This window comes from Streptomyces sp. NPDC057877, assembly GCF_042796855.1.
In the GTDB taxonomy this organism is placed as follows: Bacteria; Actinomycetota; Actinomycetes; order Streptomycetales; family Streptomycetaceae; genus Streptomyces.
Genome location: NZ_JBHVMS010000009.1, coordinates 188,367 through 202,150, shown reverse-complemented (window position 1 = coordinate 202,150; position 13,784 = coordinate 188,367). Strand labels below are relative to the sequence as shown.

At 70.5% G+C, this 13,784-nt stretch carries 14 protein-coding genes and 1 pseudogene; 7 read left to right on the top strand and 8 right to left on the bottom strand.

Going from position 1 to position 13,784, the window contains the following annotated elements:
• Positions 1–161 precede the first annotated feature (161 nt).
• The gene (map, locus tag ACFVQG_RS27630; RefSeq protein WP_383388447.1) at positions 162–944 is read left to right on the top strand and encodes a type I methionyl aminopeptidase; all 783 of its coding nucleotides are present in this window, start codon (positions 162–164) and stop codon (positions 942–944) included.
• Positions 945–1,244: 300 nt separating this feature from the next.
• Here the strand turns inward: map and ACFVQG_RS27625 are convergent, their stop codons facing one another.
• Positions 1,245–1,760 (bottom strand): NUDIX hydrolase, encoded by a 516-nt coding sequence (locus tag ACFVQG_RS27625; RefSeq protein ID WP_383388445.1) that lies wholly within the window; start codon positions 1,758–1,760, stop codon positions 1,245–1,247.
• Between ACFVQG_RS27625 and ACFVQG_RS27620 the strand changes: the two are divergent.
• Positions 1,753–2,375 (top strand): annotated as a pseudogene (locus ACFVQG_RS27620) (glycosyl hydrolase family 18 protein); the annotation flags it as partial. The gene ACFVQG_RS27625 and the pseudogene ACFVQG_RS27620 sit on opposite strands and share 8 nt — an antisense overlap.
• Here ACFVQG_RS27620 and ACFVQG_RS27615 read toward each other — a convergent pair.
• The 3 genes from ACFVQG_RS27615 to ACFVQG_RS27605 form a co-directional block, all read right to left on the bottom strand.
• Complete coding sequence (locus ACFVQG_RS27615; RefSeq protein ID WP_383388833.1) at positions 2,336–3,217, bottom strand: alpha/beta fold hydrolase; 882 nt, start codon at positions 3,215–3,217, stop codon at positions 2,336–2,338. The pseudogene ACFVQG_RS27620 and the gene ACFVQG_RS27615 overlap by 40 nt on opposite strands.
• A 290-nt stretch (positions 3,218–3,507) precedes the next feature.
• Complete coding sequence (locus ACFVQG_RS27610) at positions 3,508–4,086, bottom strand: TetR/AcrR family transcriptional regulator (protein ID WP_383388443.1); 579 nt, start codon at positions 4,084–4,086, stop codon at positions 3,508–3,510.
• Positions 4,087–4,432: 346 nt separating this feature from the next.
• A complete protein-coding gene (locus tag ACFVQG_RS27605) occupies positions 4,433–5,395 on the bottom strand; it encodes a zinc-binding dehydrogenase (protein WP_383388441.1) in 963 nt (320 codons plus the stop codon).
• A gap of 118 nt (positions 5,396–5,513) precedes the next feature.
• Between ACFVQG_RS27605 and ACFVQG_RS27600 the strand changes: the two genes are divergently transcribed.
• Positions 5,514–6,182 carry a TetR/AcrR family transcriptional regulator gene (locus ACFVQG_RS27600; protein ID WP_383388439.1) on the top strand — a complete coding sequence of 223 codons (669 nt, stop codon included), beginning with the start codon at positions 5,514–5,516 and terminating at the stop codon, positions 6,180–6,182.
• A 25-nt stretch (positions 6,183–6,207) separates the two neighbouring features.
• Positions 6,208–7,731, top strand: a complete 1,524-nt coding sequence (locus ACFVQG_RS27595) for an alpha-1,2-mannosidase (protein ID WP_383388437.1) — start codon at positions 6,208–6,210, stop codon at positions 7,729–7,731.
• Between the two features lie 42 nt (positions 7,732–7,773).
• Here the strand turns inward: ACFVQG_RS27595 and ACFVQG_RS27590 are convergent, their stop codons facing one another.
• Complete coding sequence (locus ACFVQG_RS27590; protein ID WP_383388435.1) at positions 7,774–8,487, bottom strand: SDR family oxidoreductase; 714 nt, start codon at positions 8,485–8,487, stop codon at positions 7,774–7,776.
• 357 nt (positions 8,488–8,844) lie between these two features.
• On the opposite strand from ACFVQG_RS27590, the gene ACFVQG_RS27585 reads away from it, so the two are divergent.
• The 3 genes from ACFVQG_RS27585 (at position 8,845) to ACFVQG_RS27575 (ending at position 11,738) form a co-directional block, all read left to right on the top strand.
• Entirely contained in the window at positions 8,845–9,762 is a 918-nt protein-coding gene (locus ACFVQG_RS27585; protein ID WP_383388433.1) for a helix-turn-helix transcriptional regulator, read from the top strand.
• A 210-nt stretch (positions 9,763–9,972) separates the two neighbouring features.
• Complete coding sequence (locus ACFVQG_RS27580) at positions 9,973–10,656, top strand: hypothetical protein (protein ID WP_383388432.1); 684 nt, start codon at positions 9,973–9,975, stop codon at positions 10,654–10,656.
• Positions 10,657–10,958: 302 nt separating this feature from the next.
• Positions 10,959–11,738 carry a hypothetical protein gene (locus ACFVQG_RS27575; protein WP_383388430.1) on the top strand — a complete coding sequence of 260 codons (780 nt, stop codon included), beginning with the start codon at positions 10,959–10,961 and terminating at the stop codon, positions 11,736–11,738.
• 233 nt (positions 11,739–11,971) lie between these two features.
• Here ACFVQG_RS27575 and ACFVQG_RS27570 read toward each other — a convergent pair whose 3' ends face one another.
• The 3 genes from ACFVQG_RS27570 to ACFVQG_RS27560 are packed head-to-tail and all read right to left on the bottom strand — an operon-like array spanning position 11,972 to position 13,754.
• A complete protein-coding gene (locus ACFVQG_RS27570) occupies positions 11,972–12,988 on the bottom strand; it encodes a zinc-binding dehydrogenase (RefSeq protein ID WP_383388428.1) in 1,017 nt (338 codons plus the stop codon).
• Between the two features lie 53 nt (positions 12,989–13,041).
• A complete protein-coding gene (locus ACFVQG_RS27565; RefSeq protein ID WP_383388426.1) occupies positions 13,042–13,407 on the bottom strand; it encodes a MerR family transcriptional regulator in 366 nt (121 codons plus the stop codon).
• On the bottom strand, positions 13,404–13,754 hold the full coding sequence (locus tag ACFVQG_RS27560; RefSeq protein ID WP_383388831.1) for an FAD-binding protein: 351 nt from the start codon (positions 13,752–13,754) through the stop codon (positions 13,404–13,406). The genes ACFVQG_RS27565 and ACFVQG_RS27560 overlap by 4 nt, the downstream gene beginning before the upstream one ends.
• Positions 13,755–13,784: the final 30 nt, after the last annotated feature.

Genomic DNA, 13,784 nt, shown 5'->3' with positions numbered 1-13,784 from the left:
GGGCGGCCGGACGGACCCATGGCGGCCCGCCCCTCGCACTCCACGGAGAAGGCCCCCGAGCAGGTAGGCGCGGGCACTGGTCGGGTGCGGACCCAATTAAAATACCGCTACGATGGGCGGTGATCGGTATATTAATTGGTTGCACGGAAGAGACACCCCTCATGATCGAGATCCTGAACCCCACCCTGCTCGACCGAGCGAAAGACACCGGCGCCCTGGTCGCCGACATCCTGCACACGCTGAAGGGCCGCAGCACGGTCGGCACCAACCTGATGGACATCGACCGGTGGGCCAAGAGCATGATCGTCGACGCGGGGGCGAAGTCCTGTTACGTCGACTACGCGCCGTCCTTCGGGCGCGGCCCGTTCGGCCACTACATCTGCACGGCCGTCAATGACGCCGTACTCCACGGGCGGCCGTACGACTACACGCTCGCCGACGGTGATCTGCTCACCCTCGACCTCGCCGTCTCGTGGGGCGGAGTAGCCGCCGACGCGGCCATCAGCTTCATCGTGGGCGACGCCAGGCACCCGGAGAGCATCGAGATGATCGACGTGACCGAACGCGCGCTGGCCGCGGGGATCGCCGCCGCCCGGCCCGGGGCCCGTACCGGCGACATCTCCCATGCCATCGGTACGGTGCTCAAGAAGGCCGGATACCAGGTCAACACCGAGTTCGGAGGCCATGGCATCGGATCGACGATGCACCAGGGACCGCACATCCCGAACGCCGGACGGCCCGGCCGTGGCTACACACTGCGCCCTGGACTGCTGCTGGCACTGGAACCGTGGGTCATGGCGGACACCGCCCGACTCGTCACCGATGCCGACGGGTGGACGCTGCGCAGCGCGACGGGCTGCCGTACGGCACACAGTGAGCATACGATCGCCATCACCGACGACGGAGCCGAGATCCTCACCCTGCCGAGGTGGGCGCGGTCGTAAGGAGCGGGCCGCGCCCGTGATCGGCGGCGGGATGGGCGCGAGCGCCGAAGCCGCGCCATCCCGGCGGGGGTTGGCCCACATCGCCCTCGCCGAAGGAGCCGACCGGTCAGCACTCGGGGTCAGGCCGCCGTCCGTGGGGCGACTGGTGCACTGGTTGACGCCTCCGTCTCCGACGGACCGGAACACCTGAGGCTCGGCGTCACCGACCGGCGGTCGTCGTGGTTCTCCCTGCCAACTCCTGCCGTCCGTCCCACCCGTCGCGGCAGGGACTGTGACGCCAGTGTCAGCGCAGGTGGCAGCCTACGCCGCTCCGTCGGCTGTCCCAGCACCACCGATCACGCCGTACCGCTGAAACCCCGGTGCCCGGCGGGTGTCCGCTGGCCAGAGGCAGTCCAGGACGGCGGCGGAGGGTGGGAAGACCAGCGCGGGAGAGGGCAGGGAGGTGCGCGGGAACCAATCCCAGCGTGCGATCTTGTCGGGTTCGGTGACCCGCGCGGTTCCCGTCGCGTGCTCGGTGACCGCCGCGGCCGTCACCCGTGTCAGCCCGTTGAGGCCGTCGACCAGTACCGCCGACACCCGGACCGCGGCGGGCGGTACGACGAGCCCGGTCTCCTCCCGCAGTTCCCTTGCCGCCGCCGTCTCGAAGTCCTCCCCCGGGTCCACCTTGCCACCGGGCAGCTCCCATCGGCCGTCATGACCGAGGCCCAGCAGGACCCGGCCGTCGTGGTCGAGGGCGGCGATCCCGACTCCCGTGAGGCTGCTCGGCGCGGGACGGGTCCGCTCGGGACGTTCGGTGGCATGTCGTGGCGTGTTCACGGGGCCATTCCACCTCATCCGGCACGCGCCGGGGCCTCCCTTCCCGCTCCCGGCACCAACCGAACAGACCGCGGTCGGTTCCCAGGCCGCCGGCTACCTCACCGAATGGGGTTCCTGCAACCGCGAGTACTACGTCAAGAACGTCGAGACATCCAGCACCGCCGCCGCCGAACTGACGCACATAAACTACGTTGTTCGGCAACGTCACCGACGGCAAGTGCGCGGCGGGCGACACATACGCGGCCACCGACCGGGCACACATCGCCGAGAAGTCCGTCCACGGGGAAGCCGGTGGGCGGCATCGACATCGACTGGGCGTACCCGGGCACCTGCGGTCTGAGCCGCGACACGAGCGGCCGGGACGCGTCCCCGAGGCCGATGAGCGCCCTGCGCGCCAAGTTCGGCCCTGACTGCCTGGTCACCGCGGCGATCACGGCCGACGCGACGTCCGGCGGCAAGAGGGACGCGGCCGACCACGCGGGCGCGGCGCAGTACGTCGACTGGTACAACCCGATGACGTACGACTTCTTCGGCACCGCGGACGCCACCGGCCCGACCGCCCCGCGCTCACCGGCTTACAGGTACTTGGCGAGGAACGGCAGCACCACGTCGGCGAACTCGTCGGGTACCTCCTCGGCGAGGTCATGCCCGGCGTCGAAGACATGACCGGTGACGTCGTGGGCCATGAGCCGCATCTGGGACTCGTTCCGTTCCCCTATGAAAGCCGATCCACCGAGCGCCAGGACGGGGATGTCCAGCTTCTTGCGGGCTGCCTGCCGGTTCTGTTCCGCGTCGACCAGCATCGCCCGGTAGATGGCGAGCATTGCGCGGATGCCACCGGGCATGGAGTAGCAGCGCACGTACTCCTCGATCGCGTCGGGAGTCGCACTGTCGGGGCGGGTCCGCTCGTACTTGATCATGTAGGTGATCAGTTCGCGCTCGTGTCCGGCGATCAGCAGCTCGGGCACGTCCGGCTGGAAGTAGAAGCCCAGGTGCCACAGGTGCATACCGCTGGAGACGTTCTCGGGGGTGAGCGCGGTGTGGTCCTCGAAGCCGAACCCGGGGAACAACGCCTCGGTGAACACGAGGGAGTTGACGTGATCGCGGTGGCGGGCGGCGAGCTGGTAGCCGATCACCGCACCCCAGTCCTCGCCGATCACGGCGTACGTCTCGTGGCCGAGGCGTGCCATCAGCTCGGCGATGTCGTCGCTCATCGTCGCGGAGTCGTAGCCGTCCGCGGGGCGGGCGGAGTCGCCGAGACCGCGGAGGTCGGGCACGACGACGGTGTAACGGGGCGTCAGCTTCGGGACGAGGTGGCGCCAGTGGTAGCCGGTCTTGGGGACGCCGTGCAGCAGTACCACCGCGGGACCGGATCCGGCGGTTCGGTAGTGCAGGCTCGTTCCGTTGACGGCGGCACGTCCCGTGCGGACCGGTGTTCCCGCGTGATCGAGCATCATCATTTCCGTCTGCCTCTCCTGTGGAGTGCGTGGTGATGGGGGTCAGTGGGTTACGGGGATGGGGGTCAGTGGGTTGCGGAGATGGGGGTCAGTGGGTTGCGGGGATGGGGGTCAGGGGTCTCGCGGTGAGTCGGTCAGGACCACGGGGCGGCTCGGGCCGTCGCCGTCGTGGGAGGCATCGATACGGGTGGGGGACTGCCGATGGTGGTGAGGGGCACGGAATCCTCCGGCGTGCGTTGTTCTGGATCGTTTTTCTGGATCGCACGATCCAGAATCAGGGCATGAAAAAGTCAGTCGAGGGTGGCCAGCGCGACCTCCACGAGGGGTTCGAGAGCGCGTGCGTCCGGGGTGATCTTCGAGGAGACCAGGAGTCCGTTGAGGAAGGTGACGAAGAACGCCGCCAGCGTGTGCGGGTCGTGCCGTGCCGCGATGTCGCCCCGCTCGACCGCGACGCGCAGCACCTCGGTCAGCGCCTCCCTGCTGGCGTCCTGCATGTCCCGTACGGTGCGCCGGGTCGCCTGGTCCTCCGGCAGGCGCTCGCACGCGGCGTTCACCGCCAGACAGCCCCGGCCCTGGTCCGCCACGGCGATCCGGATGCGCTCGACGAGCATCGTACGGATCGCCGACCGCGCGTCCGCGCCTTCCTCCAGGCTGCGCAGGGCAGCCGCGGCCAGGGTGGTGCGGTAGTGCGTCAGTGCGGCCCGGTACAGGCCGTCCTTGTCGCCGAACGCGGCGTACAGCGAGCCCTGCCCGATGCCCAGGTGCTGGGTCAGGTCCCGTACCGAGGTCGCCTCGTAGCCGCGCGACCAGAACAGCTCCATCGCACGGCTCACCGCCGCCTCGGTGTCGAACTCGCGGGTTCTCGCCATGACTCGCACGCTACCGTATCTGGATCGATCGCTCAAGAATGCGGCGCCGCTCGGCGCGTGGCCCAGTTGCGCGGCGTGCTTCTCGAGGAAGGTCAACAGCACGCCCTGCGCGACCTCACCGAAGGACAGGAACTGAGGGACAGTGCAGGGACGACTCTTGGCGCCCAGGGCTAGGCACGTTGGCAGTTCGTCACGTGGTTGTCCGTAGAGATCGGAGCCGGGCCTGCTGTGTGACGAGGTGTGGGTCGCATGGGAGACACTGGGCCGCCGTGGGGGCGCGGCGGACGCCACGGCAGCGTCGGCCGCCCGTTACTCCCCGGCACACGTCACCAGCACGCGTCACCGCTCAGGGCACCAGCACGACCCTCCCGAACACCGTACCCGCGTCCATGGCGCGGTGCGCCTGCGCCGCCTGGCTCAGCGGCAGCACCTCGTGGACGACCGTCCGCAGGGCCCCCCGTGCGGCATCGGCGAACTGGGACGACCGTACGGCCTGCCGGTCGGGCCCGGGCACGGTGTCGGAGCTGAAGGTGGCGAACGACAGCGACCTGCGGAAGGCGTTGACCAGCCGCATGCCGAAGTCGGCTGGTGGCGGCCCGCCGACCACGCCGACCGTCACATACCGCCCGTTGGAACGCAGCCGGTCCAGGAAGTCGGGAAGCTGAGGACCCCCCACCACGTCGACCACCACATCGAAGCCCGAGGGCGCCTCCGAGCCGCCCTCGCCGTCGCGGTCGAGGACATGGGTGGCCCCCAGCGCCCGCAACCGAAGGCCGCGCTCCGCCGACGAGGTGGTGACGGCCACCGCACCGGCGCCGCCCCTGGCCGCGAGCTGGACCGCCGTGACCCCGATGCTGCCCGCCGCGCCGCGCACGAGCACCGACTCACCCGGGGCGAGACGGGCGCGGTCCAGGGCGAAGTGGGCGACCACGCCGGAGCTGCCGAGAGTCACCGCGTCCGCGCCGGTCAGGCCGTCGGGCAGCGCAAGGACGTCCTCGACGGCGGCGACCGCCTGCTCGGCGTAGCCACCGGAAAGCCCCGTGAACGCCCACACCCGCCGCCCCGTCCACGAGGCATCCACGCCCTCTCCCACCGCGGTGACGGTTCCCGCCACCTCGCTGCCGAGGAGATGGCCTTCCCGGAAGCCGTACCCGGCGAGCGTTCCCCGTCGGATCACCGCGTCCGCGCCGCCCACCCCGATCGCCTCCGTGGTGATCCGCACCCGCCCCGGACCGGGGTCGGGCACGGGCACGTCGACGACGGCGAGACCGTCAGGGTCTCCGAACTTCCTGATCACGACGGCTTTCATCTCTGCTCCGGATGCCGGTGGTGGCGATACGGGCTGGGAAGGCGCCACTGGGCGGGTGAGCGGCACCGCCATCGGACCGTAACGGACGCCCCCGTCCGCTTGGCTAAAGTGAGAAACCATGACCGGCCGTTTGTCTCACCCCGCGCGTTCCGACGCCCGCGACAACCGGGCCCGCATCCTGGACGCCGCCCACGAGGTGTTCGGCGAGGAGGGCCTGAACGCGCCCATGCGTGAGGTCGCCCGGCACGCGGGCGTCGGCCCCGCCACGCTGTACCGGCACTTCCCGACCAAGCGGGCACTGATCGCGGAGACCTTCGCCCAGCAGCGGCGAGCCTGCCACGCCGCCGTCCGTCACGCCCTCGCGGATCCGGACCCGTGGCACGGATTCCGCGGTCTGATCGAGCGGATCTGCGAACTCCACGCGCACAGCCGGGGCTTCGCCGACGCCTTCATGACGGCCTTCCCCGAGGCCATGGACTTCGCCGCCGACCGGGAGCGAACCGTGCGCGCCGTCGCCGAACTGGCCCGCCGTGCCCAACAGACCGGTCGGCTCCGCCCCGGCTTCGTCGTCGACGACCTCGTCCTCATGCTCATGGCCCACCGGGGCCTGCACGACGTACCGCGCGCCGACCGGCTCACGGCCTCGCGCCGCTTCGCCGCCTATGTGATCGACGCGTTCCGCGCCGTACCGGAGACGGAGGCGGCGCCACACCGCCCCGCGCTGTCAGACCCTGCCGTTAGTGTTCCTGATCACGGCCGCCGCCACACGGACGGCTCGGAGTGCTGACCCGCTATCAGGAGCCCTGCGCATCATGGGATTTGACGTCACCTACGCCGACCTTTCCGTCGATCCGCCTCTGCTGTCGAACGCCGACGTCAGGTATGACAGGGCCCGGTTCGCCGGGTCACACGTGGCGCTGAGCGCGGGCGGGACAGTGACGCTGGACTTCGAGGTGGAGGATCCGGAGGACGTCCCCCAGGCAACGCTCACCCTCACGGCCCTCGTCTCCAAGCTCGGCCCCGCGCTCGGTCACGCCCCCATGGATGTCCTGGTCCAGGGCGAGGCGCTGGCCGAGGGCCTCACCGTGCCGGGCGGTGGTGATCTGCCGCAGGACAACGTCTTCGCCGTACCCGGGCGGCTGCTGAAGCCCGGCACCAACACCTTGGAGATACGCTCCTCGGACCGGGCCAGCAGCATGCTCTGGCTGTACCGGATCACCCTGGACCCCGTCTGGGAGCGCGGCCGATCGGAGCGCGCCCGGGCGGCAGAGGCCGCCCGCGACACGGTCTTCACCTACCGTACGGAGCTGCGCCCCGCCCACTCCTCCTCCGCCCCCTGGCAGGCGGCCCCACGGCTGTTCTTCCACGTCGACCGGGGCGAGCACTCCCTGCCCGCGCAACTCGGCTGGCAGACGGAGGACGGGGTCGAGTCCGCCATCAGCTTCCAGTCCAACATGTCCGACTTCCACGGCAGTTACCGCGCGGCGGACGGTACGGCGTACGAGTACCGGGGGCGCCTCACCGACCGTCGGCCGTTCTCGGACGACATCCAGAACCTCTCGGCGTCCGTGCTGCACCGCTTCCACACGGAGGAGGGGTGGGGTGGCCGCTGGCACACCTCCGACGAACTCCGGCTGCTGGTCGACGACGGCGGAGCGCCCGTCAGCCGCGTGACCTGGCGCGATCAACGGGGCAACTCGGGTGTGGCCATGCTGCATGCCGCGTCCCACGACGCCGAAGTCACGGCCGTAGAGGCGAGCGACGAGTTCGACGAGGCGGGGGAGGGGGCCGACAACCTCCTTGAGGACCAGCGCTCCAAGTGGCTGGCGTCCGACGACACCGCCCACGTGGACTTCACCTTCGCCCGCCCCACCGCGGTCGCCTCGTACTCCCTGATGTCGGCGAACGACTGCCCCGACCGCGACCCCCGCGACTGGACCCTGCACGGCTCCCACGACGGCCGCACCTGGATACCGCTGGACACCCGGAGCGGCGAGACCTTCGCCGGGCGCTTCGAGACGAGGGAGTTCCACCCGCGTGCCAGCGCCCGGCCCTACCGCCACTACCGCCTCGACATCACTCGCAACGCCGGTGGGTCCGAGATCCAGCTGGCGCGGGTCCGCTTCGCCGAGGCGCCCGGCGGACAGGTGTTCACCGGCTACTACCAGCGCCACAACGAGGGGCCCATCGGCTACCGAGGCACCCCGGCCGCCCCCTACACCTCGGCCCTTCCCGCCGCTCCCCGCGTCGCCGCGGAGCTGGAGACCGCCGCCGCGAGCCTGGCCGAGACCGCCCAGACGCTCGCCGCCCTGGCTTCCCAGCTTCGCGAGCACTGACCTCCGTACGCCCGGCGGGACGCGTACCGACACCCCGGTGGGTCAGGTGGGCTGTCCGATCGGCCGGATGGTCAGCGTGTTGAGGTCGACACCCGCTGGCTGGTCGAGGGCGAAGCAGACGGCCTCGGCGACGGGCTGGGGAGGCAGGGCGAAGGGGGGTGTGCTGCCGTCCTGCCAGAAGGGGGTGTCGATCACGCCGGGGTTGACGAGGGTGACACCGATGCCACGGGCCGTGGCGTGCATCCGCAGGTTCTCGGCGAGTCCGGTGACGGCCCACTTGGTGGCGGAGTAGAGGCTGGCGGGGGCGTTCTTCACCCCGACGACGCTGCCGATGAGCACCAACCGCCCGCCGGTGGCTTCGAGGTGGGGGAGGGTGGCCTTGGCCAGCAGCGCGGGGCCGAGGACGTTGGTGAGGACCATCGGCGGCCACAGCGTCGGGTCGCCGTCGCTGACGGTCGCGCCCGGCGTCCGCTGGTCGTCGGCGGAGACGAATCCGGCGTTGGCCACCGCGGCGTGCAGGGCGCCGAAGCGCTCCACGGTGTGGGTTACGGCGGACTGCGTGGCCTGCCAGTGCGCCGCGTCCGCGACGAGACCCAGCAGCCGGTCGGGGTGACCGGCCGCGTCGAGGAAGGCCTTGAGCTTCGTCTCGTCGCGGCCGGTGACGGCCACCCGGTGGCCACGGTCGAGAAGCAGCCGGGCGGTTCGCGCGCCGATGCCGCTGGTGGCGCCGGTGATGAGGATGGTCCTGCTGGTCATGGTCATGCTCCTGAGGTGCGGAGTGGTGTGGTGGACGGCTGGACGACCGGTAGGTGAGTCGGTCAGCGCGGTGCGTCCGCGGTGAGGGGCAGCGCGTGGATACGGCGGCTGGTCGGACGCCTGGACCGGGTGGCCGGAACGACATGGCCACGGGATGCAAAGGACTGGGATGTAGAGGACATGGATCCTCCTTCGGAGTGGTGCGCGTCGGGTGTCTCGCCCCGGCATTCGGCGGAGGACCGGAAACCGGGCTGCCGATGCCACGAAACCGGTGTCGTCGCTCGCGGGGAAGGAAGCGTTTGTGGGGGTACAAGCTCGACCCCCCTGCCCCTGAGGTCCCGGGCTACCTTGGATGTCATGGCACCCCGACCCGGCGACGGTTCCGACAACCGCTCCGACATCCGGAACTTCCTCGTCACCCGACGCGCCAAGCTCGCCCCGGAACAGGTCGGACTGCCCAGCAGCGGCCGACGCCGCGTCCCGGGCCTGCGGCGCCAGGAAGTCGCCGTTCTGGCCGGTGTGAGCACCGAGTGGTACACGCGGCTGGAGAAGGGCCACATCAGCGGCGTCTCCGAGGAGGTCCTGGACGCGGTCGCCCAGGCGCTGCGACTGGACGAGGACGAGCGCACCTACCTGTTCGACCTGGCCCGAGCGGCCCGACCGGCGCGCGGTACGGCACCCCGCCGCCGGGACGCCGAGATCCCGCCCTCCGTCCAGTGGATGCTCGACTCCATGACGATGGCCCCCGCCTTCGTACGCAGCCGCCGCATGGACATCGCCGCGTGCAACCCGTTGTGCCGGGCCCTGTACGCCCCGATGTTCGACAGCGACACCACCAACGAGCGGGGCCAGGCCAGCTTCCCCCGCTACTTCTTCCTCGACCCCGGCTCCCGCCACTTCTTCGTCGACTGGGAGGCCGGGGCGCGGATCAGCGTCGCGCTGCTGCGCGCGGAGGCCGGACGCGCGCCCCACGACCGGGCCCTGCGTGAACTCATCGGCGAACTGGCCACGCTGAGTGCGGAGTTCCGCACCATGTGGGCCCGGCACGACGTCCGCGTCCGCCACTACGGGGTCAAGCGGCTGCGGCACCCCGAGGTCGGCTGCGTGGAACTGGCCTACCGCTCCATGGGCCTGCCCGTGTCCGACCGGGAGGTGCACGAGCTGACCGTCTACAGCGCCGAGCCGGGCAGTGCCGCGCAGGACCGGCTCAGTCTCCTCGCCAGTTGGGGGGCCACCCGGGCCCCGGCCACGGAGCCCACCCAGCGGCCCCGCTAGCGGTCGCGCGTATCCGTGCGCAGGTCAAGCCGGTCCTCACCAGGGATCGGCGATCTCGTGAGCCAGAAGCGCTGCCAGCGCGTGATCACCACCGTGGCGGGGCCACTGCCAGGCCAGCGTCCGTGGGCCGACGCGTCCGGTCCCGGCTCAGTCCGCGTAGCCAAATGACCGTGTCCGTCCGTAAGTTGGGATACGAAGGGAGCTGGGGTCGTGAGCGATGTGCGCTGGGCAGGCATGGCCGTGGCGCTCGCCTGCGCGAGCGTGCTGATCGTGGCAGGGCTGATACGGCTGTATCCGGTGCTCCGCCGCGGAGACCGGTCGACTCGGACACCAGACGACGTCGAACGCGAGGATCCGAACTGCTGTCAGGTATGCGGTCATGCGGTCCCGCTGCTTGCCGCCGCCGACATCGACGAACCGCCCTGGCCCGGCGGTGTGGGCTGGTTCGTCAACCTCAGCAAGACCGGCGATCACCAGTTCGCGACTCGGGTGTGCCGCGACTGCTGGAATGCCAGCCAGGCCATCGAGGCCGAGATGCGGCGCGATGCCGAGGAGGAAGTCGACGCCAAGGCACGGGAAGCGGCGGCCTGGCTGGCCGGAGCCCCCGTTGTCGACGTGCCCTCACATGACTTGCGGGCAGATCATGGGTGGAAGCTCTACGGGGCCGAGGACGCGGCGCGGCATCTGGGCCGGTTCTCCGTGTACGGCAAGGGTGCGATGGGGTACGCCGCCGAGGAGGACGAACTCCCGGCGAGCTACCGAGACGGTGTCACCCGACCCGGCTATGACGATGTGCAGGGCTGCTACCTCTCCTATGCGGGCAGTGTGTTCCGTACGACAGACGGTCATATCGCCGTCAAGTGGAGAGAGCGCCACCGCGAATACCCGGATTAGGGCTGACCTGCTCAACGTGGGCGGGTGCGTCGGCACGGTTGGGGGGCATGTGCCCTCCTGGGAGTCGCCGTCGTAGGCACCGGCCGTACCCCCTGCCGTGGCAGCAACTCGCCCTCGCTTGAGGAGATCACGGTCGGGTCTCGCCTGGCGCATTATCGATCATACGTGTGACCGCCGTGGGTATCGTGCGGGCAAAGTCGACCGGAGTCGAACGCTGGTTTCGACGTGACTCGACAGAATCCGACGCATCCCGGATGACATCCCGACGTGCCCCCGGTGTGTCCCGACGAAAGAGTGCCAACGTGAGTTCGACCGCTGTCCGCCGTACCGCCCTCGCGGCCTCCGCCGCTGCCCTGGCCCTGCTGGCCACTGCCTGCGGCGGGTCGTCCGACGACGACGGCGCGACCAGTGACGACAAGGCCACCGCGGACCAGTCCGCCCCGGCGGGCGGGGCGCTGACCGCCGCCGAGTTGGAGAAGGTCGCCCTCGCGCAGGCCGACGTCGAGAACGGCGAGGTCACCACCAAGGTCCCGGCGAAGGACGACGTCGCGAAGGACCAGGTCTCGACGGACGACGAGGCCTGCCTGCCGCTCGCCCTCGCTCAGTCCGCGGTGGCCCAGGGCGAGCCGACGGCGACCGTGAAGCGGTCCTGGCAAGGACAGACGGAGACGCCCCCCGAGAGCACGGGTCCGGACGGCCAGGACATGACCACCATCAACGTGGACAAGATCATGCTGAACCTCGCCTCCTACCCGGAGGGCGGCGCCGAGCAGGCACTGAAGGGGCTGAGCACGGCCGCCGAGAAGTGCGCCGACGGCTTCACCGTGACCTCGGGCAGCGACAAGCTGAAGATCGCCGAAGTCACCACGGCCACCGCACCCGAGGGCGGGGACGAGGCGCTCGCCGTCAGCCTCGGTGTGGACATCGGTCAGGACACCGACGGGCTCATGAAACTGGTCGTGGTCCGCAAGGGCGCCACGCTCGCCTCCTTCAGCGCGGTCAACCTCTCCTCCATGATGACCGGAGCGGAGTTCGACGTCCCCACGGACGTCGTCGACGCACAGGTCACCAAGCTCGGCTGACACCGGGCATGCGCCCTGGCTGTGTTCGCTCATGAGCCGGACCCTGACATGAGGCACGGACATCTACGAGGTGACCAGCGGCCCTACGCCAGCAACACCGAACGCACCCCCGGCAGCGCGCCCGGCCCACGCCCTGGGAGACTTCCTGCACACCTACAACCACCACCGCTGCCACACCGCCCTCGGAGGCAAACCCCGATCAGCCGCGTCAACAACCCTGCGAAGCAATACACCTAGCGCCAGGGATCAAGGGCGTGCTTACCGCGAGTCCGGCCTGCTTCGAGTTGCCGCAGCACCTCTGGTCCCTCGGCCAGGGGATGGACCTGGGGGGTGCCGGGCGGGTAGACGCCGTGGGCGATGAGTGCCTCGATCTCGACGAGCAGGGACTCGTAGAGGGACGGTGCCGCGGTGGCCAGCGCGCCGATGTGCAGGCCCTTGACCTGGGCCTGGTGGGTGAAGACCAGGTCGTGCGTGCTGAGGGTGGCGTCGCCGGAGGCGGCGCCGAACACGACGACGCGCCCGGTGAAGGGTTTGGTGACCGACAGGCTGGCCTCGAACGTGGCCTGTCCCACCGATTCCAGGACCAGGTCGATGCCACCGGTCAGGCGGGTGATCTCGACGGCCAGATCGGGACGTCGGCTGTCCAGGACCTCGTGGGCGCCGAGCGCTTTGACGGTGTGGTGCTTGGCCGGTGACGCCGTGGCGATCACGCGCGCCCCGTAGTGCCGGGCGAGACGGACGGCGGCCTGCCCCACGCCTCCGGCCGCGGCATGCACGAGCACCACGTCACCGGTCGCGATCTGACCCAACGGCTTCAGTGCCGCCAGTGCGGTCGCCCAGTTCAGCACCAAGCCGAGTGCTTCGGCGTCGCTCCAGCCGGACGGCACCGGAAGCGCACCCGCGGACGGCATCGTCATGTACTGCGCGAAGGCGCCCGGGCCGACCCCGACGACGTGGGTACCGACCGGCAGCGGGTTCTCGACCTCCGCTCCGACCCCCACGATCTCACCGGCGGCTTCGAAGCCCGCCACATAGGGCGCCCGCGGGCCTCCGCCGTACGTTCCACGGGTCTGCATGACGTCCGCGAAATTGACCCCGGCGGCGCCGACGCGGATCAGGTACTGGCCGGGCCCGGGGACGGGGCGGCGGTGCTCGGTGGTGAGGGTCAGATCCTTCGGTCCCCGGTGCGACCGCTGGACCAGTGCTCGTACCCGCTGCTCAGCGGCGTGCCGCTGCCTGTTGGTCTCCATGCGCCGAACGTAGGAGTCTGACACTTGCGTCAAGGTCAAGCGACGGTCAGGATTCAGGGATCAGTGCGGCGGGCCTCCCGCAGGTAGGCGTCGAGTGCCGCCTGCTGATCGCTGAGAGCGGCGATGCGCGCGGCGAGCCGGTCGCGATAGCCCTGCACCTCGCGCAGGAACTCCGCGCACACCGCCCCGGTGCCGGTCTCGGGGCCGTCCGTGAGGCTGGGCAGCGCCTCCCTGATCAACCGCACAGGCAGCCCGGACTCCAGCAGCGAGCGGATGACGAGCACCCGGTCGACGGTGGACTGGCAGTAGTCGCGGAACCCATTGCTGAAACGCCCGGGGACGATCAAGCCCTCATCCTCGTAGTACCGCAACGAACGCGCACTCACGCCACTGATCCTGGATGCGTCGCCGATTCTCATGTCTGAGGCCAACACCGAGGTGCGCCGCGATCTTCCAGCACAGCCGGGCCAGTGGTCGTCGAGCCGGGCGGCCCACTGCGGCGCGCTCGCGGCGAGGACGGAGAACCCCGCTGTCCGACGAACTCATGGCGAGCCCGTGGGGAGCCAGCGTGCGGGCGACGCCCCCAGCGCGCGCCGGGCTCGATCCGGATGCGGCCGGACTCCCGGTCGAGCACCTCGACGGAGGTCATCCTCGACAGGTCGATGACGATGCCGCCGTCGTTGGTCGACCGGACGCTGACGCCGTGACCGCCGCTGCGCACCGAGATGTCGACGCCCTGGCCGCGCGTGTAGCCGAGGGCCGCCACGACGTCGTCGGCGTTCTGGGCCTGGACGCG